Genomic DNA, 22,944 nt, shown 5'->3' with positions numbered 1-22,944 from the left:
GTATTTGTTTAGAATAGATAAAAATAATTAAATGACTTTTATCATTTAGTCTGTAAGGCGGGGAATGGATTGTTTCTATACCTGCCATACATAACTAATCCGGGCTTTTTTATGAATATATTTGTTGAAAAATTTAAATATGCAATTGATAAAAGCGGGACTTTGTGCCTTTGGAATGAGCGGAAAAGTTTTTCACGCACCCTTTTTGAAAGAACATCCGGGTTTCTTCATTTCTGCTATCGTAGAAAGAAGTAAAGAAGAATCTAAAGAAAAATATCCTGAAGCAACTATTTATCATTCTGTAGAAGAAATGCTTAAGCAGGCAGATATAGAATTGGTGATTGTTAATACTCCGGTTCAAACACATTATGAATATGCAAAAAAAGCACTGGAAGCAGGGAAAAATATCATTGTTGAAAAGCCTTTTACAGTTAATGTTTCTGAAGCTGAAGAATTAACAGTACTTGCAGAAGAAAAAGGACTCTTTATAAGTGTATATCAAAATAGAAGATTTGACCGTGACTATTTGCAGGTTCAAAAAATGATAAACGGAGGTAAATTAGGGACTATTAAAGAAGCTGAAATCCGTTTTGATAGATTTCGTACCACCCCAAGCGGGAAGCAGCATAAAGAAAACCCAGATCAGATAGGTTCCGGTTCACTTCATGATCTTGGAGCGCATCTCGTAGATCAGGCAGTGCAGTATTTTGGATATCCTGAAAAACTTTTTGCTGACGTTTTTTCTATGAAAGGTCCGGAGTTCGCTAATGATTACTTTGAAATTCTCTTATTCTACAAAAATGATTTAAGAGTAAGACTTAAATCTTCAGTGTTCAGTAAAGAGGCCCACAATGCATATACTTTTCATGGAAATAAAGGAAGCTTTCTACAGGAAAGAACCGATAATCAGGAAAATGAACTTGTAGCCGGAGCAATTCCTGTATATGGAACAGATTGGACACAGCCATTAAATGGTACAGACGGAATTTTAAACTTTTTAAATGAAGAATCCGAAACAGAGAGAGTTCTGACCTCTAGTGAAGCCGGAAATTATATGGATTACTACCAGAAGATTTACGAACACATCGTTTTTGGATATGCTTTACCATCTCCCGGAAAAGAAGTCATTCTGAATATGAAAATTATAGATGCTTCTTTGAAAAGTGCCAAAGAAGAAAAAATAGTAGAATTATAAATGATAAATTGTGAAAGATGAGTTAATTGAATGGTTTGAGACTACAAACAACCTTAATTAACTCATCATTCATTATTTTTTACAGCAGCTCCTGAATTTCCAGCCATCTCATCTCGTGGTCTTCCAGTTTTCCGGATACCATTTCAAGTTCGGAGGAAAGTTTGGCTATTTTTTCATAATCAGCTTCATTATTAAGCTGATCAAGAATCTTAGCGCGTTGCTTTTCCAGTTCAGGCATTTCTTTTTCAATAGTCTCCAGCTCTCTTTGTTCTTTGAATGTTAATTTCCTTTTAGAAGTAGAAGACGAAGGAGTTTCTGCGGCAGATACTTTCTCTTTAGCCGGCTCAGCTTTTACAGCCGTATTTTTTTCCAAAGCATCTTCACGGCTTTTCGCATCGCGGTATTCTGAGAAATTTCCTACAAAATCTCTGATTTTTCCATCACCCTCAAACGCCAGAACATGATCTACAATTCTGTCCATAAAATACCTGTCGTGAGAAACGATAATCAATGATCCCTGGAATTGCTGAAGGAAATTTTCTAGAACCGTTAATGTTGGAAGATCCAGATCATTTGTAGGCTCATCAAAAATTAGGAAGTTAGGATTCTGATAAAGAATATACATCAGGTGAAGTCTCCTTTTTTCCCCTCCTGAAAGTTTTGAGATAGGAGAATACTGACTCTGGTCGTCAAATAAAAATAATCTTAAAAACTGTGATGCGGAAAGACTTTTTCCATTGGCTAAAGGATAAAATTCTGCAATTTCTTTGATAAAATCTATGACACGCTCATCCTCTTTATAAGTAAGCCCTTTCTGTGCAAAATATCCGAAAGAAATAGTTTCTCCCGTTTCAATCTCTCCATGATCAGCTTTTTCCAACCCCTGGATAATATTTAACAGAGTAGATTTTCCGGCTCCGTTCTTTCCGATGATTCCCACCTTCTCACCACGTTGAAACTGGTAGCTGAAATCTTTTAAAAGAACCTTATTGCCAAAACTTTTATCAATATGTTTAAGTTCAAGGATTTTATTCCCCAGACGTTTCATTTCAAAATCCAGTTCCAGTCCATCCTTTCTGGTGTCGGTTTTGGCTACTTTTTCTGTTTCGTAGAAAGAATCAATCCTGCTTTTTGATTTTGTAGTTCTGGCTTTTGGCTGTCTTCTCATCCATTCCAGTTCCTTTCTGTAAAGGTTGTTGGCCTTATCAATGGTAGCATTAAGGTTTTCCTCACGGATCATTTTATTCTCCAGATAAGTAGCATACGAACCGTTGTGAAAGTATAGGTTATTATCTTCTATCTCCCAGATAATGTCACAGACACTGTCCAGAAAATATCGGTCGTGGGTTACCAGCAGCAAAGTGATCTTGGCTTTGTTCAGATAGTTTTCAAGCCATTCTACCATATCCACATCCAGGTGGTTGGTAGGTTCATCCATGATAAGAAGAGTATGTCTGTGTTCAGCTCTGGTCTCTGTTAATAGTTTTGCCAGTGCCACACGCTTGATCTGCCCTCCTGAAAGTGTTCCCATCTTAGCATCCAGATCGGTGATCTTAAGCTGAGAAAGGATTTGTTTCATTTCATTTTCAAGATCCCAGGCTTTATGAACCTCCATTTCTGCTAATGCTTTTTCAATAAAGTCATGATCAGTAGAATGAAGAGACTTATGATAGTTTTTTAACGCCAGAATTGGTTTTGAATCCAGAGTCATCATGAATTCTTCAATGCTTAGTTTAGGATCATAATTGATCTCCTGGTCAAAAAGTACTACCTGGATATCTTTATTGATGATCGCAGTACCACTGTCTGCAATTTCTTTACCCATTAATATTTTCAGAAGGGTAGATTTCCCACTTCCGTTTTTGGCAACAATGGCAATTTTGTCTCCCTCATTGATGTGGAAAGAAATGTTTTCGAACAAAACTTTGATGCCGTAAGATTTGGTAAGATTTTCTGCAGAAACGTAATTCATTGGAAATTAATGGTTTGATTTTAATTTTGAATTGAATGGCAAAAATACGAAAATGAAACCATAAAATTTTCCGGAACCTCTTTTATAACATTCATTATTGATGTTTTTTTAATAAACTGTATCCTTTGTGTGAGAAAGCAATTCTGTAAATTTGATAAGACTCAATATAAAATGAGTGTTAGAATAAATAATATAAAACCTGATTTGAAGTAATGAAAAAAGTTATTGTCGATATGGATGGTGTAATGGCAGATGTATACCATCAGCTGATACAATTTGAAAAAAGAGATACCGGAAGAGAGATTGAGATCAGCAGCCTGAAAGGAAAACCAGAAATAGAAGCTTTCCCAAATGGTAAAAAACATGTGAATGAACCTGGTTTCTTCAGAACTTTACCTCTGATAGAAGGCAGCCGTGAAGCGATAGAATATCTGAACAATAAATATGAGCTTTATATTGTCTCTGCAGGGATGGAGTTCCCGAACAGTTTAAGAGAAAAATATGACTGGCTGGAAGAACATTTCCCATTTATCAGCTGGGAACAGATTGTTCTCTGTGGTAGCAAAAGAGTGGTTGCCGGAGATGTAATGATTGATGACTATCCAAAAAACCTGAATCATTTCGAGGGTGACCGGTTAATATTTACTCAACCCCATAATGAATTGGTAGAAAATGATACTTATCAAAGAGTAGGCTCATGGGAAGAGGTAATGGCTATCCTTTAAACCTGAAATTTTAAATGTTTTTTAGAATTATTGAATAAATATAGGGAGGCTTTAAAAGAACTTTAACTAAAAAGAGAATAAATTTAATAGCGTCTTATGAGAGCAGGGTATAGAAAATAAATAAGTTTGCACCAAACTTTTAACATGAAAAAACTTAATGCTCTATTGATTCTTTTTAGTGCTTTTTCCCTTAATGCACAGGTTATTTCAGGAACCATTATTTCTAAAAACGAAAATCAGCCTATTTCTTATGTGAAAATAGGAGTGGAAAAGAAAACCATTGGTACGATCTCTGACGAAAAAGGAAAATTTTCCATTGATCTTTCCAGCCTTGAACCACAGCAAAAAATAAAAATAGAAGTTCCCGGGTATGAATTGTATCAGGAAACAGTACAGGATTTTAAAAAGCATGATCAGCAAAAAATCTTTTTAACAGAGAAAACAAAAAATATTAAAGAAATTGCTATTAAGCCTAAGAAACTTGTTGATAAAAACTGGGGAGTCAATACAAAAACAAAAAGCGTTTTATATTCCGTAAATCCAGCTCTAAACAAAAACAATTTTTTAGGAGAAACTGCATTGGAGTTTAATGCAAAAAAACGCTCCAAGATCAAAAATATTAATCTGAATATCGCCAGGTATACCTCCAGTCAACCGGTTCTGATGAGGTACAGTATTTACAGTGAAAAAAACGGGTTTCCGGATAAGAATATTTTAGATGAAGAAATTACCGTTGAACTTACTGAAGATATGATTAAAGACGGAACTTATACCCTGGATGTCAATGATCGTAATATTTGGGTTCAGGGAAAATTTTTTGTTGGTATTCAATTCTTAAAAGATTTTGATGGAAGTATTAAAATAAGTGCCGCGCTCTTCAGAACAGGATTTATAAGGGAATTTTATGGAGACTGGCAAAAGATGAGTATTGCAGCACCTGCTATAAATATTGATGTAAAAATGGATAAAAACGGAGGAAATACCGAAGACGAAAATGCATATTCATATGATAGTGCAGGAGGAATGTTTCCGGATGTCTCCAAATATGCTGAGGCGGCGGCATTGACAGCCTATGGGAAAGATCCTTCTTCCGGAAATTATCTGAAACTGAAAGATACCAACCTTTATTATGAAATTTACGGTGAGGGGGAGCCTTTGGTCCTTCTTCACGGTAATTCAGGAAGTATAAAAGATTATTATCAGCAGATTCCCGTTTTGGCTAAACAATATAAGGTAATAGCCATAGATACAAGAGGACAGGGGAAAAGCGTGGATACCTCCGAAAAAGATTTTACCTATAAACAGTTTGCAGATGACTTGAAAGTACTTGTTGATCAACTAAATCTTAAAAAAATTAATATTGCAGGATGGAGTGACGGAGGAAATACCGGACTTGAGTTTGCCCTGAAGTATCCGGAAAATCTTAATAAACTGGTTACCATTGGAGCTAATGCCTTTCCTAAAGGTGTGGATGAGAAACTGTTTACATATTTCAAACAACAGATGCATATCATACAAATGCTGAATGAACCGGGAAGGTACAATGAAATCAGGCTTTTGAACCTAATGATCACAGAACCGAATATCAGCAAAAAGGATTTAAATAAAATTACCAGCCCTGTATTGATAATTGCAGGAGATAAAGATGTTATCAAGCCTGAGCATACAGAATTTATAGCAAAAGAAATTCCTCATGCAGAATCGAAGATCTACAAAGATGCTAGTCATATGATTCCTTTCGAAAAAGCAGAAGAATTAAATGCCGATATTCTGCAGTTTCTTGGTGAAAAATAGAAATGAAAGGAAGCTGGGAGAAGAAGGTTAGGAATTATTATCAGACCGAGTTTAAAAAAGAAGGAAAAGCCACAGAAACCATTCCTTATCAACGAAACAACTTCCTTCTTTCAGTTTTCTACCTTCTGTCTTATTCTTCTTTCCTGTCACTCTTAACTTTCAATTTTCAATTCCCCACTTTCAATTCTCAATCCAGTGTAAGTCTCTTCAAAGACCACGAATTTCCATTGTAAATATCAAGATCAACCTTCGTATTGATTCCATGAACGATACCATTTTCGGTGAACTGCCAGAAATCCCATTGGTCATCAGGTGAAGGAGCCGGAACATCATTGTAATTGGCTAACCAGAGCGGATAGCCATCAAACTCGCCTTTCAGAAAGTCTTTATAATAATGATAATAGGTATAGATGATAGGTTTTTCACCGTAGGTTTCTTCTACTATTTTACACCATATTTTCAGATCTTCCACAAGCTTTTCATTGCTTTTGCGCCTTGGTATTTTTTCAATATCTAAAATAGGAGGGAGGTCACCACTTTCAAGCTTTACTGTGGCTAAGAAATTATTAGCCTGAATAATAGGGTCTTCATCAGCCCTGTAAAAGTGGTAGGCCCCACGGATGAGATCATGTTTTTTAGCAGTCTCCCAAAACTCATTAAAATGTTTGTCGGCATTTCGGTTTCCCATTGTAGCACGCATCACCACGAATTCCAGCGGAATGGTTTTGTTTCCAATACTAAGGCTGTCCCATTTGATATCCTCTTTATTCTGATAATGGGAAACGTCAAAGCCATAAGTCTTATCAAGATTGCTGCTGATAATGGTCTGAATTCTTAATGCTTCTTTTTCACTGTTATGAAGCTTTTTATGCTTAAATTTATTGAAGTACAAAGCATAGTAGTAGCTGACAGACTGTTTTAAGTAAAAACCGGTCCCTATTAAAGCTAATATTAAGATTGCCAATATTACCCATCTGCGGAAAAAATAGTTCTTCCGTCTGGTCTTATGGATCTGTTTGGCAGTTTTTTTGGTGTACTTTTTAGGTGTCATAAAGTTTTGCAAAACTAACTTTTTTCATTACGAAATGCTAAAATAAAATCAGTAAATTTGTGTATTATGGAAACACGCGAAAAAATCATCATTATAGGAGGAGGATTTGCGGGGCTGCAACTTGCAAAAACGTTGAATAACAAGAACAAAAAGGTTATTGTTCTGGATCGGATGAACCATCATATGTTTCAGCCGCTTTTTTATCAGGTAGCTTCCGGAAGGATCGAACCATCCAACATTTCTTTCCCTTTCAGAAAGATTTTTCAGCAATCCAGAAATACACAGTTCCGGATGACGGATGTTAAAGAGATTGACCCCGTTCACAATAAGGTAGTTACCGATGAAGCAGAGTTTACCTATGATAAACTTATCATTGCAACGGGCTGTAAAACTAATTTTTTCGGGAATAAAGAGCTTGAAGGTAAAGCTTTCGGAATGAAAAATACCCAGGAAGCCATCAGTATAAGAAATCATGTTTTAATGACCTTTGAAAAACTGATTATTGAGAAAAGCAGAAGTGACGACGGAAACTGGAATATTGTTATCGTAGGAAGCGGTCCTACCGGAGTAGAACTGGCCGGTGCTTTTGCCGAAATGAAAAAAGACATTCTTCCAAGGGATTATCCGTATATGAATTTCGATCACCTGAAAATTATTCTGGTGAGTTCCACAGAGAAACCATTGGCAGTAATGAGCCCTGAAGCTCAGAATAAATCTGAAAAATACCTTAAAGACCTTGGAGTAACTTTCCTGAGCGGAGAGGTCGTTACAGATTATGACGGAGATAAGGTTCATCTGAAAAGCGGAAAAGAAATACCTTCCAATAATGTTATCTGGGCTGCTGGCGTTACCGGAAATGTGGTTGCCGGTTTTCCTGAAGATAAATTAGTAAGAAACAGATACATTGTAGATCGATACAATAAAATAAAGGGCTACGATAATATCTATGCCATCGGAGATATCGCCTATATGGAAACTCCAAAATATGCACAAGGCCACCCACAGGTAGCCAACGTAGCAATTAATCAGGCAAAAAATTTAGGTAAAAATCTTTTAAAGAAAAACCAAAGTGAATGGAAAGAATATGAGTATGATGACAAAGGCTCGCTGGCTACTATAGGGAAGCATAGAGCTGTTGTGGATCTGCCATTTATAAAATTTCAGGGATTTCTTGCATGGTATTTCTGGATGTTTCTCCATTTAATGCTAATTTTGAGCGTTAGAAATAAGCTTGCCATATTCTTCAACTGGATGTGGAGCTATATCAACAAAGATTCTTCTTTGAGATTAATTATTATACCTACTAAGAAAAACGGAACATTACAATGAGAATTGACATAATAAGCGTACTTCCTGAATTGATGGAAAGTCCGTTTCAAACTTCTATCTTGAAGAGAGCAATGGATAAAGGACTGGCAGAAGTACATTTTCATCAGCTGAGAGATTGGGCAATCAACAAACACAGACAAATAGACGATGAGCCTTATGGAGGCGGTGCAGGAATGGTAATGATGATTGAACCTCTGGATAAGTGTATTTCAGAGCTTAAATCTCAAAGAAACTATGATGAAGTAATTTATCTGACTCCGGACGGGATTACATTGAACCAAAAAATAGCCAATTCTCTTTCTATAAAAGATAATCTAATCTTTATTTGCGGACATTACAAAGGAATAGACCAGAGAGTACGTGACCTTCATGTTACAAAAGAAATTTCTATTGGAGATTATGTTCTTACTGGTGGTGAACTGGCTGCATGTGTTCTTGCTGATTCTATTATAAGACTGCTTCCCGGAGTTTTAAATGATGAACAGAGTGCCCTTACCGACAGCTTTCAGGATGACCTCCTTTCTCCGCCTATTTATACAAGACCTGAAAGCTATAAAGGACTAGATGTTCCTAAAATTCTACTAAGTGGAAATTTGAAAATGATTGAAGAGTGGCGCCATGATGAAGCGGTGAGGATTACCCAGGAGAAACGGCCTGATTTACTTTAAAAAGGTTTCTATACCTATTTGAGCGCTTTTTTTAAGATAATTTAATTAAAAGTGGAATAATATTTGTAACAAGTGTGAATAATAAGAAAAATATTAACATTCTTTTTTTTACTATAAAATTTTATTTTCTTTTTTTTAATTTTCAATATTTTTTAATTTTTAATTATATATCAAAAATCCATAATAATTGAAAAATTAGTTTGATATTGTTAGTTTTATTGGTTGTTTTTATTATATTTGGATTATTCATTGATGCAAATTCATTTTTTTTGATATTATTGAAAACTAACAAAACTTGAGAAAAAATAATAAATTTACAGCTGGAAAAGAGTATAATAAATTAAAGTATAGAAATTAATGTTGATGGAGCTATTCTCTTTTTACAACGTCGAAAACTTATTTTTACCAGATCCGAAACCTGTCCATAAATTAGATCCTACCCGGTCAGGTTTAAGAAATTGGGATGAAAAAAGATATAAAAATAAACTTTTTAAAATATCACATGTATTTCAATTGATGAAGGAGGATAACGGTGTTTTGCCGTTTATAATTGGATTGGCAGAAGTTTCCGGAAGGAAAGTGTTGGAAGATCTTGTAGAGATGGAACCTTTTAACTCAGAATATGGAATTGTACATTATAATTCTATGGATGAAAGAAAGGTGGATGTCGCCTTGTTATATGATAAGACTAAAGTAGAGGTAATTGATTCTGAAACCATTACTTTCTTTTTTGAAATAACAAATAAAAATAAAGGGTATTACGATACAACAAGGGACGTACTTTTTTCGAAAATTAAATATAAAGGGGAAATTATTAATGTCTTTGTCGCTCATCTTCCCTCTAAGCGCGAAAAAGATATCAATAAACCTAAAAGAGCCTTCATATTGAATGAGGTCCGGGAACGGATCATGAAAATTGTGGATATTGATAAAGAACATATCATATTGTGTGGTGATTTTAACGAAAATCCAGATGATGAAAATTTAGTTCAAATTCTCTCTGATAACGATCACAAGAAGGTTTTGATGAATCCTTTTCAAGAATTGTTTTCTACAAGAAATTATTCTACTTTTCATTTTAAGTCTGGATTGCTGTATGATCAGATTATGATGTCAAGATCTCTTCTTGATAATAAAACACTGGCTTTTCAGGATGCCCATATATTCAATTCTGAAAAAATCAGCAGTAAAATCAGGAACTTCGAAGGGCGGCCTTTCCGAACTTATGCAGGAACACGGTATTTAGGAGGCTATAGTGATCATTTTCCGGTTTTTGTGAAATTTAAAAGTTTACAGTAAAAAAACATAAATAATAAAAAAAATTACAAAATGAAAAATTCGAGCAACACAAGCTACCATTTAGATTCTATTGATAAAGAAATAATCTATATGTTAATGGACAATGCTAAAACTTCTTTAGCTCATATTTCAAAAAATGTTGGAATTTCTACAACAGCGGTACATCAGAGAATTAAAAAACTGGAGCATGCAGGAGTTATTGAAAATTCTATTTCATTCCTTAATCCTAAAAAAATAGGATATAAAGTAACTTCATATATCGGCGTTTTTCTGGATCAGCCAAGTCATTATCCTGATGTGGTAAAGTCTTTGCATGATATTAATGAGGTGGTAGAAGCTCATTATACAACAGGAAATTATACCATATTCCTGAAAGTTCTTTGTAAAGATAACGATCATCTGATGCAGATCCTTAGCAAGATTCAGAAGCTGAAAGGAGTAACAAGAACAGAAACTTTTATATCTTTGGAACAAGGTATTTACAGACAATTGAAAGTATAACAATATGAATATAGCACAATATTTGGATTCAACCTACCTGAAAACACCAGAACAATCAGGTATTTCCCACGAAGAAACTCTTCAAAAAGATAAAGAACTTGCCCAGGAAGCAATTGATAATGGTATTTTTGCCGTGATGATCCGCCCTGATTATGTAGCAGACATTAAGAAATATATCCAGGAAAGGAATTCAAATGTGGTAGTGGGAACTGTAATAGGTTTTCATGAAGGAACGTATTCGGTTGAAGAGAAGCTTGCAGAAGCATCGAAAGCAATTGAAGATGGAGCAGATGAATTGGATTTTGTTATTAATTATAACGCTTACCTTACAGGAAGTAGAGAACTGATAAAAAATGAATTTGTAAAGTGTACAAAGCTTGCTTTGGAACATCATAAAATTGCAAAGTGGATTATTGAAACTGCCGCTTTGAATAATGAGCAGATTGCAGATCTTACCAAAAATATTTCTGGCTGGGCAGAGGAAAACTTCCAGGAAAATGATTTATCCAAAATTTTTGTAAAGTCTTCTACGGGATTCTATGCAACAGCTGATGGGAAACCTAACGGTGCAACATTTGAGGGCATAAAAATCATGCTGGATAACGCAGGGAAACTTCCTGTAAAAGCTGCAGGTGGAGTAAGAACTCCTGAAGATGCCGAGAAAATGATCAGCATGGGAGTGAAAAGAATAGGAACCTCTTCAGCGCTAGCACTTATTGAAGATAAATCTTCATCTGAAGGATATTAAATTCAATCTTCAAATCATAAAAAAACCATCAATTCAATTGATGGTTTTTTGTTTTATACCTGTTCCTGATATTCTTCGTAGAATTGCTGAGTTTCTTTGATTAAGCTGTCCATTTCTTCCAAAGTAAATACCTCAAGAAATCTTTTTCTGAATTCTTTAAAGTGAGGAACTCCTCTGAAATAATTGCTGTAATGCTGTCTCATTTCAACAAGTCCTAATTTTTCTCCTTTCCATTCAACACTCCATTCTGCGTGTTGGCGTACGGCAAGTAATCGGTCTGCTATGACAGGGGCAGGTAAATTCTCACCTGTTTTAAAGAAATGTTTGATTTCATTAAATATCCATGGATAGCCAATTGCTGCACGGCCGATCATGATTCCGTCACAAGCATATTTTTGTTTGTATGCCAATGCTTTTTCCGGAGAATCTATGTCTCCGTTTCCAAAAATTGGAATCTCAATATTAGGATTTTGTTTTATTCTTGAAATATGCTCCCAGTCTGCTTCTCCTTTATACATCTGTCCACGGGTTCTCGCATGTATAGTTAATGCTTTGATCCCTGTTTCCTGTAAACGTTCTGCTACTTCGTCAATATTAATACTGGAACTATCCCATCCTAAACGAGTTTTTACGGTTACAGGCAAAGAAGTAGAACGTACAACTGCTTTTGTAAGACGAACCATAAGGTCAATATCTTTCAAAACTCCTGCTCCTGCTCCTTTGCAGACAACTTTTTTTACAGGACATCCAAAATTGATATCTACCAGATCCGGATTTACTGTTTCAACAATTTTTGCAGACATGGCCATTGCCTCTTCGTCTCCACCAAAGATTTGTATGCCAACCGGTCTTTCATAATCGAAAATATCCAGTTTTTTACGGCTCTTCATGGCATCACGAATTAAGCCTTCGGAAGAAATAAATTCCGAGTACATTAAATCTGCACCGTGCATTTTACACAAACGTCTGAAGGGAGGATCACTTACATCTTCCATCGGAGCCAGCAAAAGTGGAAATTCCGGCAGTTCTATGTTGCCTATTTTTATCATGGTGCAAATTTACAAAATTCTGAACATAAGAAAATATGATATTATCTATCAGTGTAAATGGAAAACGGAAAATTAATAATGGAGACTCATAATAAGGCCATATCCGGTATAGGAGAGCTTTACAAACCTAAACTCTTATACCATATCCTATTTATTTTCAACTTTCCACTTTCAATTTTACATTTTCAATTCTCTATGTTCCATTCTTAAAAGCTAGCTTTCACCTGCATACTTCCGATATGGATTGTTCTGTCACCGGAGTTTCTTCCTTCATAATTCAGGTTCAATTGAATGAAAGAGTTGACCGCCTGTTGAATAAATACGCTCCATACCTGATTTTTCCCAGGCTTCAATCCGTCCAGCATTTGGTTTCCTACAATACTGAAATTATTGCCGGTAAAGTTGTTGCTGATAAAAGAGAAATTACCACGGATAGATGTCTTTCTTCGTTCCCATTGAATGGTTCCGGTAACATCAAATGCTTTCAGAAGCTCTTCACCATCCTGTCTTTGTTTCTGACGGAATGCAGAAGATAATTCGGCCTGTATGGCATCTGTAAATTTATACGTTGCTTTAGGCTTGGTTTCAAAATTATTTAGACGGTAATCTCTTGTTGTAAAAAGCTGTGAAGAGTTTTTAATGTCGTGTACAGAATTCTCCCAGTCTACCCTGAATTCTTTATTAAACCAATATCCTACATTCAGGAAATGAGAAGTTTGCTGACGTTCCTCGTTACTGAAATTAGCATTGATGAGGTTGTCATTGGTAATCAATCGGTAATTTCCGTTCCATCCTGATTTATCAGTAGGGTTGAATTGTACGGATGCCAGAATATTTTGATTTTTAAGGATCTGATCACTGTTTTTTTCAAAAGGATTCAATACCAGAACTTTATCTTTTTTATAAAATGAATTTTGAGAATTTAATGAAATATTAAAATTCCAGCGTTTTAAAAATGCATTTTCTGAATTGAATATTATTGCCGGGTTCACAAATAAAGCCAGCTGTAGTTTATTTTTATTGGAAGGGATATACCTTACAGAATTAGTGTAAACCCTTATATACTGAGCCAAATCTGAGTACTCGGCAATCTCGAATTCATCAAGCTGCTGAACACCATCTCCGTTATAATCTGTCCATTTATATACTCCCTGTCCATCAGTTACTTTTATATACTGGAATTCTCTTTGCGCTTCCTGTCCGTTTCCTAGTTCGTAAAAGGCCTGAAGACGCATTCCGTTTCTGAAAAGCTGCTGATTGTAAAGAATGTTTCCTACCACAAAATCATTATTTCTTGTTGTATTGGGATCAGCATTCTGATAAAAAAATTTACGATAATGAATTAGTGCATTTAAAGTGGTTTTATCGGTTTTTATAATTTGACTTTCTGCCATGAATCCAAGAATATTATTCATATTTTGAAGCCTGTTATCACGGACTGAGTCATTGTCCCTCATATATACTTTTGCCAATAATTTTGTTCGGGTACTATCTCCAATTTTCTTCTGTACAAAGATTTCCTTCCAACTGAAGCTTGTGACATCCATAAGCTGGGTATCATTGTATTTCTTTTCATTGTGCTCCATGCTTCCTCCAATAGCCCAGCTTCCCTTTTTACCGGTGAATTCTGTTGAAGCTCCCCCACGGATAAATTTAGTATCCTGGAGAGTTGCATTGGTTGTCAGGTAAGATAAATTTCCTTTGGTGAGGAATTTCCCTGTAATCCAGCCAAAATCTACATCATTCTTAATCCCTTTATAAGAATTCTGTTCATTCAAGTAGTTAATACGGTAATTTACAGTAGATTTATTGTTCCACTTATTTAAAAAACTGAAAGTAAATCTGTTTTGGGTCTTTTGGTTAAATTCCTGAGCTAAGTTAAAGTCCCTGGAAAATTCCACATCATTGATACGGTCCAGAATATGGAACTGTTTATCAATGTATTGGTATTCAAAGCTTGGAGTTCCTTTCCATGAGTTTTTGGTAAAACTTTTATTTCCAAAAATTCTCCATGCATAGCCCATATTCTGATCAGAATCTTTAGATGAAAATAAATTGATATCATAATTACTCAGGGAAATATCTGCTCCTATTTTTCCTTCATTCAATAAATATTCTGAATTAAGAGAGAATACCTGTGATTTTTGCGGCGAAGGAAGTTTTCTTACGGCTCTGTAATCTCCGGCATTCGGACCTACGTATTCAAAAACACGACCGTTATTGGTAGTTTGGGCTATTTTATAATCCCCCATATTAACCCCAAAATAAGTAAACGAAACCTGATAAAGTGTTAAGGAAGGATCGGTAGAAAATTCGTAGAAATTTCCAGCTGTATTTAAACGGTATAAAATTTTATTAACGTCATATTCGGTAACAACTCCTGATGGAGCATACATCAGATCAGGATTATTTCCGGCTTCCGCCAGTATTTGTTCATCTTCTTTGGAAAGGCTTAAAGAAAGGGGAGCATTTTTATTATCATTTTCCATGAACCAGTTCAGACCAACCTTGAATCTTTCTCTCTGGTGTTCCAGCTTTCCAGTGAACAGATACCTGGAATAGTTTCTGTTGGCATAATTATATGAAATCGTAATGAAATTCTGTTGGAAAATAGGACGGAAACTGGTAAAAGTAACCTCACCGGTATTGTAGTTGATGATATAATCCTGATTTTCTCCTCTTTTCATCAAAATCCCATCAATGAAAACCTGTTCCGAGCCGGAAATAAGGGTGATAAACTGTTCACCATTTTTACCGGTAAGGCGGTAGGGACCCTGGTTTCCTTCAACTCCCTGAAAACGGATTCTGTGAAACTCACTTCGTGCTACCCCGGCAGAAATATCTAAAAACGTTTTATTTTCTTTCCCGAATTGCGTCTGGAACTGCAGTCCCATACTTCGTCTCTGGTATTTGGCAAAATAATTTTTCGCTTCCACAAGATCCAGATGCCCTGCTCTAAGGATTGATTTATCCTTAATATTAAGCTGCATATAGATTTTGTCGAATTCTTCCAACGTCTGGGTATATCCATCAGCCTGAATAGGCAAATTATGATCGGAAATACTTGCTAAAATGGTAACGTCCTTAGAAAGACGTCCGGAAATCTGAAGATCCATAGAACTTTGTACAGACTGTCCCTGGTTATTACCAAATGTAATCCCACGAATAATAGAACCTTTAGAATTAAGCTCTCCCAGGAATCTTTTTTTATCATTTTTAGCGAGCACAGCTTCATCAATAATAATCTTATTATTGGTTCTGATAAAGTCTAGGGTATCTTTCACAAAAAGGTCCTGCTCCAGCCTTGCTGCGAGAATACTGTCTCTTTTTACGCTGTCTTGAGGAATGTTGGGATTTTTCCACGAAAATACCTGAGCATTTCCTGAAAATATGCCTAAGAAAAACAAAACGACTAGGATAATAAAATTCCGCAATTCCTGAAAAATAATTGGTAAAAATACTTAAAAAATAATAACAGCAATGGATTAACTATTATTAACAGAAATTTAATCCAAATATTGTGGAGTAATAAAAAATCGACGTAATTTAGCGTCCGAAATTATTAATAACAAAAATTTTTTAATCATGAAAAAACTTTATTCGTTAGTTGCAGCAACAATTTTTGCGGTAACGGCATTTGGACAGACAACTCTTTTGTCTGAAACTTTTGGAACTACAAATAATACTTTACCTACAGGCTGGACAAGTACAAATACTACTAATGGATGGGCCGGGAGTACAGCTTCTGCCTCAACTTCATATGCCGGAGCTTCAGGAGGAGCGAATGCGGTATTTTATGGGATAGGATCAGGAGGAGTTACTCACACATTAACCTATTCTTTATCAACCATTGGATACAGTAATATTAATATTATCTGGGCTGGTAGAGGAACTGGTACTTTTTCTCAAAATGTTGATTTTCAATGGAGTGTAGATGGAGTTACATGGAATAGTGTAGCTTATACCTATTCTAAAAATAGTGCTTCTTGGGCTCTTGTAAATGGTGGTGTAGCTATTCAGTTGCCAGTACAGGTAGAGAATGCTACAACTTTAAGCCTTAGGTGGTCTTCTGTTACAAGTAGTAATGGTAACTATAGAATTGATGATGTAAAAGTGGTAGGAACGGCTGCTACATTAGGAACTTCTAATTTAAATAAATCTAAAGCTGTTTTCGTTAAGAATACTGTTGTAAATAATGATATTACCTTCGGAGCTAAATCTGATGTTAAGATCTTTAATATTGCAGGTCAGGTTGTAAAATCGGCTGCTGTGTCTGAAAATCAATCATTGAATGTTTCCGACCTTAAAGAAGGTACTTATATTGTAACAGGAACGGTAAATGGGAAAAATGTTTCTGAGAAAGTGATTAAAAAATAGTATCATTAATTAACTAATTGTTAAATATGTAGCGCTGTTCAATTTGAATAGCGCTTTTTTTGTAGTTTTATGATGTATTAAAAAAAAATATTTATGAAAAAGATCTTTACAGTTTTAGCAGCCGTCGCAGCATTTACGTGCTCAAACGCTCAAAACCTTATAACGAATGGTGGTCTTGAAACCTGGACAGACGCTTCTGTTAAACCAGATGGTTGGTTTAGTATGGCAGGGGGGCTAAAGAAACATCAATTGTGCATAGTGGAAGTAATTCAGTTAAGATTTCTCCAGTCTCGGCAACTACAAATGGAAATCTGGATTACGTAGATGTTCCTGTGGCTGAGAATACAGAATATACTTTATCTTACTGGGTTCTTGATAATGATCCTAATGCCAGAGCAAGACATTGGGTCCAGTTTAGAAGTGCAACGGCAAATATTTCTCCGGCAGCAGGAAATCCTTTTCAGCCTTCAACATATACTACAGATAATGCCGCATGGGTAAATACTACAGCTACTACAACGACGCTTCCTGGTACAGTAACGCTAAGAGTAAGCTTAAGAGTGTATGCTCAGAATAATGTCACTACAGGTGCTATTTATTTTGATGATATAGTATTGGCAGCAGCTGGTAGTTTAGGAACAAAAAGTCCGGAGATTCTAAAAAACAGTATTAAGATTTCCAATACTTTAGTGAAAAATTCTTTTGACTTATATTTAACAGGTAATGCGGAAGTAAAAATTATTTCTACTTCAGGACAAATAATTGATAGCCAAAAAGTAAGAGACTTTGCTACTTTTGATGCTTCAAAATTACCTGTAGGAGTTAATTTTGTTCAAATTAATCAAAATGGTAATATTATTGTTAAGAAAATTTTAAAGCAATAACAAAAAAAACTATAAAAAGGCCGGTTATTTTAATCAAAATAACCGGCCTTTTTTATATTTAATTCTTTAAAAGAACTGGTACTGTTTTTGATATTTTTATTAGAAAACCATTTCTAAAATTAAAATGATGAAAAAAATATTTACTATTGTTGGGACGGTGTTGGCAACAGCATTTTCGAACGCCCAAATTGTTATCAATGAGATCTATGGCGGTAATGCTGATTCTGGAACTGCATTGAAGAATAGTTATATTATGCTCAAAAATGTTGGAACAAATTTAATATCTTTAACGGGAGCAAGTATACAGTATGCTCCTGCAGTAGGGGCTTTTACACAGTACCACACTCTTCCGGATTTTACTCTTGGCCCTCAGCAAACTTATCTGATACAGGAAGCAGCGCTTGAAGGAGGTACTGAGAATCTGCCAACGCCGGATTTTATCGCAACTTCTATTACCAATTTTGATGGAACTCCCAATACATCTTCAGGTATAAAAATATCCAATATATCTGGAAAACTGGCTTTGGCTGGAAATATTGTACAGGTGACAGGGCCAACAGCATCTAATGTATTGGATTTTGTAGGCTATGGTTCCGGTGCTGACCAGTTTAAAGGGGAAGGTCCGGCTCCATCTTTAACGACGACAACGGCGATAAAAAGAATTTCAGAGAATAACAGTGATAATATGACGGAATTTTTTCTTGAAGGAAATGTAAAAGCAGGATTTGTACAAAACCCCTTTATTAAAGATAATACGATTGTTTTTGGAACCGAGGTGAGGGATGTGAAAGTATATGACACATTCAGACAGGTTGTCAAAAAATCACCTACCAAACTAGCTTCGATGTTAGATATTTCAGAATTACCTAAAGGAACTTATATTGTGACAGGAACAATTGATAATGCTCCTATTTCACAGAAAATTATAAAAGATTAGTTTTATTACAAAGAGCAGTTCATGACGTGAACTGCTCTTTTATTTTAATTATCTGGAAGAAACTGGTAGCTCTTCATACCAATTTAATCATTAAAAATATTAAGAAAACCTTCCATTTTTGAATTCATCTAATACCATCCTCTTCTCGCGGCATTAATAACAGAGCCCAGATTAAGAACCAATGTATATCTGATACGCTTTGCATAATCTTTGAAAGCAGGTTCAAAACCAAGAGAAGACTGTATGGGAAAATAAACTTCTAAAAAGTCTGGTATAATCCTTACTTTAATACCGCTGTCCCAGATGAATTTTGTCGGAAAATCTTTGTTCTTATAAATTCCTGCATCTGCATAAACATGGAATATTTTCCAAATGCTGGAGTCTACATTCACAGAGGTGATCCATTGATTGACGGTTCCGGGAAGGAATGACTTGAAACCACCGTCAGCTAAGATAAACTGCTGAGAAAGCAGACCACTGCTGGCACTTTCTCCCAAAAGAGTATATGAGAAAGAATAGTTGGAAACCCTGGAAATACCATAGTTAAACAAATTATTTCGGGTGTCATTTCTTAGGAAATATCCTGCAAATAAGCGCAAACTTAGTTTTTGTTTAGGCGCAAATTCCCATCTGTAAAACCCTTCAGCTGTTATTTTATTGAAATCTTCCATTCCCTGAGTGCTCAGGCTGAAACTTTTTTCATGGATCATCTGGCTGTCACTATAGCCATAGCCAATACTCCACAGATTATATTTACTGTAATCATTGCTTGCGATCATAGCAGGACTCAGATCTCTTTCAAAATAATTGTAAGAAATTCCAATGCTTCTGCCTACGGTACTTCTTGGATCTTTTCTAAAGCTGATTGATGAACTCAGGGACGTCTTTTTGTAGGCCAGCCCGTAATCATAATGGAAATAAGAACCTGAAACTCCAAAAGTCAGGCTTCGGATAATGCTTTCAGCAGGTAGAAAAGAGTAGGAGACAGCACCGGATCCTGTGAGTTTTCCCGTTCCTGTACTGTACAATGGAGTAACCGAGTACAGAAACTTCTGATCAAAAAAAGATTGATTTTTAAAATTAGCACCTAAAAGAAACTTATCATAAGTATTATTGAAACGAACCCTCGGGCTTATATAAATTTCATTGTATTCCGGATTTGGAATATCTTTTATTAATTTAAGTTTAACTTTTTTTGCATTCGAGAACAAACCTTTTGCATACAGAAAGTTATCTCTATAGTTTGATTCCGGGAAAAGGTAGCCATTATTTAATGTTATTTTATAGATATTATCAGAAGCAGGAAGTGATAAGTTGGTGATATGCTGATTCTCTTCAGTATCTATCCAGTAAACCTTTTTTTCTCCTTTTTTCGTTTCCGTTTCCAGCTTTACAGGAATGGCTATATCAGTATTTTTTGCGATTCTTATTTGTAAAGAGTCGTTTTCTTTTATAATATGCTTTAATTTAAAATCGACCCGGTTTTTCTGTTTTAAAAAGCCGGAAAGATAACTCGTGGACTTATTTTTTTCAGAAAGGTTTGTAAGGAATTCTTCTGTATTAATTTTTTTTCCGGTATTTTGAGCAAGGTAGTTTTTTACAACATCGTTGAAGGCATCATACCCCATTTTATCAGCTGAATAATTGAACAGGCTGCCGGTTTCAAAACTACTGATGGCCATATCATTAAAATTACTCAAAGCAGTAAAATTTTCATCAATCTTCTGATCCAGGTTTTGAAGCATGATATACTGGTAGGCTAAGCCGTAGCGGTCCAGAAGCTTGACCTGGGAAGCATGGAATATTTTTAGAGGTTTAATTCCGAATATACTTGCATCTGTCAGGATACCCAAAAGTTTTGCATCTTGATAGAATCTCTTCAGGTACTGGATTTCAAAATAAGATTTTAATCCATTTTTAAACCAATGGTCTTTCTGTTTGTCAGCAATGACACTTTCGTCGAGAACTTTTTTAGCAATTATTCCGAAATAGTCAAGATCCGTTTTCTCAGCATCTGCGAATAGTGGAAATCTGAATTTCCAGAAGGTAATATCATTGTTTCCGAAAAAGTCTTCCTTAGCTCTGAATTTATCAGAAATAAAAATACTTTTTGGGAGCGAACCCATTTTTTCTTTAATGAATTTTAAATGCAGAGGAAGATAAAACTCTAGATTTTCTTTCTCTGCAGGTTGTAGATTATAACCGAATTTCACTTCAGTATCCATTCCGTCAATAGTAGTTATTATAGAAGGATGTTCAGTTGGGGAAATCAAAAATTCAGGATCGGAATTAAGATCACCTTTGAAAGAATTCATCTGTACCTGAGGAAGGTTTCCTTCCACAAAACTGTTGACCGGGATGTCGAAATTTATGGTCCAGGAAGTATTGAAACTTACCGATTCTTCAATATCGTTATAGCTTCTCTTGTAAATATTGTCCGGATCAAAATGATCCGGAACAATAAAGAAATATTTTAATAGTGTATTCTGAGGGGATGTACCATATCCTGTAAATTTTTTATCAGGAAGCTGCATCCGGTACTGTAACTGTAAAGTGACACTTTCACCAGGTTTTAATACTGCTTTCAGAGGAATAAAAAGATTTTCATCTGAAAGGGTATTGATAGGAATGATCTCGTTGTCTGAATTTTTTATATTCAGTTCAAGAAGTTTGCCCAGCTGATTCGTTTTTGCAAAATGCAAATCATTATTCCGGTCTTCCAGTTTTCTGTATACTAACGATGTTCCTCGTTTATTATAGGCAGAAACCCAGTTCAGAAGTTTTACAGAATGCAGGTCTCTTTCAGAATGATTGTAATACACAATCTCCTGATTAACCTCAAGGTTCTTTTTGTCAGAAGACAATTTAGCTTCAATATATATGCTGTCTTTCTGTGCAGAAACCTGTACAACTCCCCAAAACAAAATAAGACAAATGCTGATCTTTTTCAAATATTCGTGATAAAGCTCAAATATAGCTTATTTTGTATATACTTTGTAGGATTTTAACCCTGAATTGCTTTTTTTTCTAAAGAATTAATATAAGCATTCCAACCTTCATTTTTGTAAGTAACAGCAGATAGCTCCGGGTTGTCAGACTTGTAGATTCCTCTTCCTACGATGATAAAATCAGTATGCAGGGTTTTGAAAACATGTTCAGGCGTATTATACTGCTGCCCTTTTCCGTCTCCAGAATCTGCTAAGTTTACTCCAGGAGTGAATAATAAAAGCTCTTCAGGAATTTTATTCTGAGATACACCTCCTATTACATTCGGGTGAGATAAAGCAACTTTTAAAGCCTCTTCACGATAGTTTGCAGTAGTTAATGCCCCTTTGGAAGACATCCCAACGATGGCTACCACTCCTACATTACTGAAACAGTCTAACGATTCAAAACCTCCGATGACCTGAGAAGTTACGAAATCTGCCCAATCTGTAATTTTGAACACGCCACTCGTGAACTGAAGCTCCTGAGTATTTCCGATATCAGCAAACTTTCTGTCTTCCATCAGTAAAAACTGGTGTTTTGCTGCAATTTCTTTTAAAGGAGTGATTGTCTGCTCATAGTCGAAGTCTGAAATAATATCGATGTGCGTTTTTAAAGCAATGATATGAGGGCCTACTTTTTCAGCTAAATCCAATAGTTCCTGAGTCGTTGTAACATCTGCAGATGCAATCAGATTAGATTTTTTTGCTAAAGCCGTTTCCAGAAGTTTTTTAGACACAGAATGCTGTGTATTCTGAAGTTTTTGTTCATAAGAAGCTCTGATTTCTTCTTCAAACTGAATGTGGTTCCCCTGTAGGAAATCCTGAATTCTTTTTACCTCTTCATCAGAAAGTTCACCGGTTTCCTGAAGAATGTCACATACTTCCGAAATATTGAAAAGAGTATGTACTCTATATCCTTTGTTTTCCAATAGCTGTTTTCCTCCCTGCTCTCTGTCCAGTACCACTACAATATCTGAAACTTTAAGGTCTTCCTGTTCAACTTCAGCAAGTGTTTCTACCAAAGATTTTCCGGAAGTAATCACATCTTCTACCAAAAGACAGTTTTGCCCTTTCTGATAAATTCCTTCAATAAGTTTCTTTGTTCCGTAGCTTTTTGCTTCTTTTCTTTTAATAATTAATGGAATATAGCTTTCCAGTGACATCGCAGTCGCCATGGGAAGAGCAGCGTAAGGAACTCCACAGATTAAATCAAAATTATCCAATGGAAGCATTTCCAATAAATAATTAGCAAGATTTTTTAAAATTTTAGGATCTGAAGCCAAAGGTCTTAAGTCTACATAAAAAGGGCTTTCAATACCACTTTTAAGGGTAAACCTTCCGAATTTGATGATACCTAGTTTGTAGCACTCTAAGAAGAATTCTTTTTTACTTTCCATTATTTTTTATTAGATGTTGCAAATTTAAGGA

The 22,944-nt window shown here is 35.4% G+C and carries 17 protein-coding genes; 11 read left to right on the top strand and 6 right to left on the bottom strand.

What is annotated here, in order from left to right; translation table 11 throughout:
- Positions 1-139: 139 nt before the first annotated feature.
- Positions 140-1,195, top strand: a complete 1,056-nt coding sequence (locus LF887_RS19920; protein WP_236856007.1) for a Gfo/Idh/MocA family oxidoreductase — start codon at positions 140-142, stop codon at positions 1,193-1,195.
- 79 nt (positions 1,196-1,274) lie between these two features.
- On the opposite strand, the gene LF887_RS19915 is transcribed toward LF887_RS19920, so the two are convergent.
- Positions 1,275-3,167 (bottom strand): ABC-F family ATP-binding cassette domain-containing protein, encoded by a 1,893-nt coding sequence (locus tag LF887_RS19915; protein WP_236856006.1) that lies wholly within the window; start codon positions 3,165-3,167, stop codon positions 1,275-1,277.
- A gap of 212 nt (positions 3,168-3,379) precedes the next feature.
- Between LF887_RS19915 and LF887_RS19910 the strand changes: the two genes are divergently transcribed.
- Both LF887_RS19910 and LF887_RS19905 read left to right on the top strand, forming a co-directional pair.
- On the top strand, positions 3,380-3,892 hold the full coding sequence (locus tag LF887_RS19910; RefSeq protein WP_236856005.1) for a 5' nucleotidase, NT5C type: 513 nt from the start codon (positions 3,380-3,382) through the stop codon (positions 3,890-3,892).
- A gap of 144 nt (positions 3,893-4,036) precedes the next feature.
- Positions 4,037-5,686 (top strand): alpha/beta fold hydrolase, encoded by a 1,650-nt coding sequence (locus tag LF887_RS19905; protein ID WP_236856004.1) that lies wholly within the window; start codon positions 4,037-4,039, stop codon positions 5,684-5,686.
- A gap of 187 nt (positions 5,687-5,873) precedes the next feature.
- Here the strand turns inward: LF887_RS19905 and LF887_RS19900 are convergent, their stop codons facing one another.
- The gene (locus LF887_RS19900) at positions 5,874-6,737 is read right to left on the bottom strand and encodes a glycoside hydrolase family 25 protein (protein ID WP_236856003.1); all 864 of its coding nucleotides are present in this window, start codon (positions 6,735-6,737) and stop codon (positions 5,874-5,876) included.
- Between the two features lie 66 nt (positions 6,738-6,803).
- Between LF887_RS19900 and LF887_RS19895 the strand changes: the two genes are divergently transcribed.
- The 5 genes from LF887_RS19895 (at position 6,804) to deoC (ending at position 11,282) form a co-directional block, all read left to right on the top strand.
- A complete protein-coding gene (locus tag LF887_RS19895; protein ID WP_236856002.1) occupies positions 6,804-8,066 on the top strand; it encodes an NAD(P)/FAD-dependent oxidoreductase in 1,263 nt (420 codons plus the stop codon).
- Entirely contained in the window at positions 8,063-8,734 is a 672-nt protein-coding gene (trmD, locus tag LF887_RS19890; protein WP_236856001.1) for a tRNA (guanosine(37)-N1)-methyltransferase TrmD, read from the top strand. Before LF887_RS19895 ends, trmD begins: the two co-directional genes overlap by 4 nt.
- Positions 8,735-9,091: 357 nt before the next feature.
- Positions 9,092-10,033 (top strand): endonuclease/exonuclease/phosphatase family protein, encoded by a 942-nt coding sequence (locus LF887_RS19885; protein WP_317207778.1) that lies wholly within the window; start codon positions 9,092-9,094, stop codon positions 10,031-10,033.
- A 30-nt stretch (positions 10,034-10,063) separates the two neighbouring features.
- On the top strand, positions 10,064-10,534 hold the full coding sequence (locus LF887_RS19880) for an Lrp/AsnC ligand binding domain-containing protein (protein ID WP_236855999.1): 471 nt from the start codon (positions 10,064-10,066) through the stop codon (positions 10,532-10,534).
- Positions 10,535-10,538: 4 nt separating this feature from the next.
- Entirely contained in the window at positions 10,539-11,282 is a 744-nt protein-coding gene (gene deoC / locus LF887_RS19875; RefSeq protein WP_236855998.1) for a deoxyribose-phosphate aldolase, read from the top strand.
- A 53-nt stretch (positions 11,283-11,335) separates the two neighbouring features.
- Here the strand turns inward: deoC and dusB are convergent, their stop codons facing one another.
- Together dusB and LF887_RS19865 are read right to left on the bottom strand one after the other, a co-directional pair.
- Positions 11,336-12,331, bottom strand: a complete 996-nt coding sequence (gene dusB / locus LF887_RS19870) for a tRNA dihydrouridine synthase DusB (protein WP_236855996.1) — start codon at positions 12,329-12,331, stop codon at positions 11,336-11,338.
- Between the two features lie 206 nt (positions 12,332-12,537).
- On the bottom strand, positions 12,538-15,738 hold the full coding sequence (locus LF887_RS19865; RefSeq protein WP_236855995.1) for a hypothetical protein: 3,201 nt from the start codon (positions 15,736-15,738) through the stop codon (positions 12,538-12,540).
- A gap of 178 nt (positions 15,739-15,916) precedes the next feature.
- Between LF887_RS19865 and LF887_RS19860 the strand changes: the two genes are divergently transcribed.
- The 3 genes from LF887_RS19860 (at position 15,917) to LF887_RS19850 (ending at position 18,529) form a co-directional block, all read left to right on the top strand.
- Positions 15,917-16,708 (top strand): T9SS type A sorting domain-containing protein, encoded by a 792-nt coding sequence (locus LF887_RS19860; RefSeq protein WP_236855994.1) that lies wholly within the window; start codon positions 15,917-15,919, stop codon positions 16,706-16,708.
- Between the two features lie 251 nt (positions 16,709-16,959).
- Positions 16,960-17,592 (top strand): T9SS type A sorting domain-containing protein, encoded by a 633-nt coding sequence (locus tag LF887_RS19855; protein ID WP_236855993.1) that lies wholly within the window; start codon positions 16,960-16,962, stop codon positions 17,590-17,592.
- Positions 17,593-17,716: 124 nt separating this feature from the next.
- On the top strand, positions 17,717-18,529 hold the full coding sequence (locus tag LF887_RS19850) for a T9SS type A sorting domain-containing protein (RefSeq protein WP_236855992.1): 813 nt from the start codon (positions 17,717-17,719) through the stop codon (positions 18,527-18,529).
- Between the two features lie 128 nt (positions 18,530-18,657).
- Here LF887_RS19850 and LF887_RS19845 read toward each other — a convergent pair whose 3' ends face one another.
- Entirely contained in the window at positions 18,658-21,480 is a 2,823-nt protein-coding gene (locus tag LF887_RS19845; RefSeq protein WP_236855991.1) for an aminopeptidase, read from the bottom strand.
- A 53-nt stretch (positions 21,481-21,533) separates the two neighbouring features.
- Positions 21,534-22,913: an orotidine-5'-phosphate decarboxylase gene (pyrF, locus tag LF887_RS19840; protein WP_236855990.1), complete on the bottom strand. Its 1,380-nt coding sequence runs from the start codon at positions 22,911-22,913 to the stop codon at positions 21,534-21,536.
- Positions 22,914-22,944: the final 31 nt, after the last annotated feature.

Source organism: Chryseobacterium sp. MEBOG06 (genome assembly GCF_021869765.1).
Taxonomy (GTDB): domain Bacteria; phylum Bacteroidota; class Bacteroidia; order Flavobacteriales; family Weeksellaceae; genus Chryseobacterium.
This window is presented reverse-complemented; position numbering and strand designations above follow the sequence as displayed.

Excerpts from the sequence above, each read along its gene's own strand:
- LF887_RS19920 (WP_236856007.1), top strand. The coding sequence starts at position 140 with ATGCAATTGATAAAAGCGGGACTTTGTGCCTTTGGAATGAGCGGAAAA.
- LF887_RS19915 (WP_236856006.1), bottom strand. The coding sequence starts at position 3,167 with ATGAATTACGTTTCTGCAGAAAATCTTACCAAATCTTACGGCATCAAA.
- LF887_RS19910 (WP_236856005.1), top strand. The coding sequence starts at position 3,380 with ATGAAAAAAGTTATTGTCGATATGGATGGTGTAATGGCAGATGTATAC.
- LF887_RS19905 (WP_236856004.1), top strand. The coding sequence starts at position 4,037 with ATGAAAAAACTTAATGCTCTATTGATTCTTTTTAGTGCTTTTTCCCTT.
- LF887_RS19900 (WP_236856003.1), bottom strand. The coding sequence starts at position 6,737 with ATGACACCTAAAAAGTACACCAAAAAAACTGCCAAACAGATCCATAAG.
- LF887_RS19895 (WP_236856002.1), top strand. The coding sequence starts at position 6,804 with ATGGAAACACGCGAAAAAATCATCATTATAGGAGGAGGATTTGCGGGG.
- trmD (WP_236856001.1), top strand. The coding sequence starts at position 8,063 with ATGAGAATTGACATAATAAGCGTACTTCCTGAATTGATGGAAAGTCCG.
- LF887_RS19885 (WP_317207778.1), top strand. The coding sequence starts at position 9,092 with ATGTTGATGGAGCTATTCTCTTTTTACAACGTCGAAAACTTATTTTTA.
- LF887_RS19880 (WP_236855999.1), top strand. The coding sequence starts at position 10,064 with ATGAAAAATTCGAGCAACACAAGCTACCATTTAGATTCTATTGATAAA.
- deoC (WP_236855998.1), top strand. The coding sequence starts at position 10,539 with ATGAATATAGCACAATATTTGGATTCAACCTACCTGAAAACACCAGAA.
- dusB (WP_236855996.1), bottom strand. The coding sequence starts at position 12,331 with ATGATAAAAATAGGCAACATAGAACTGCCGGAATTTCCACTTTTGCTG.
- LF887_RS19860 (WP_236855994.1), top strand. The coding sequence starts at position 15,917 with ATGAAAAAACTTTATTCGTTAGTTGCAGCAACAATTTTTGCGGTAACG.
- LF887_RS19850 (WP_236855992.1), top strand. The coding sequence starts at position 17,717 with ATGATGAAAAAAATATTTACTATTGTTGGGACGGTGTTGGCAACAGCA.
- pyrF (WP_236855990.1), bottom strand. The coding sequence starts at position 22,913 with ATGGAAAGTAAAAAAGAATTCTTCTTAGAGTGCTACAAACTAGGTATC.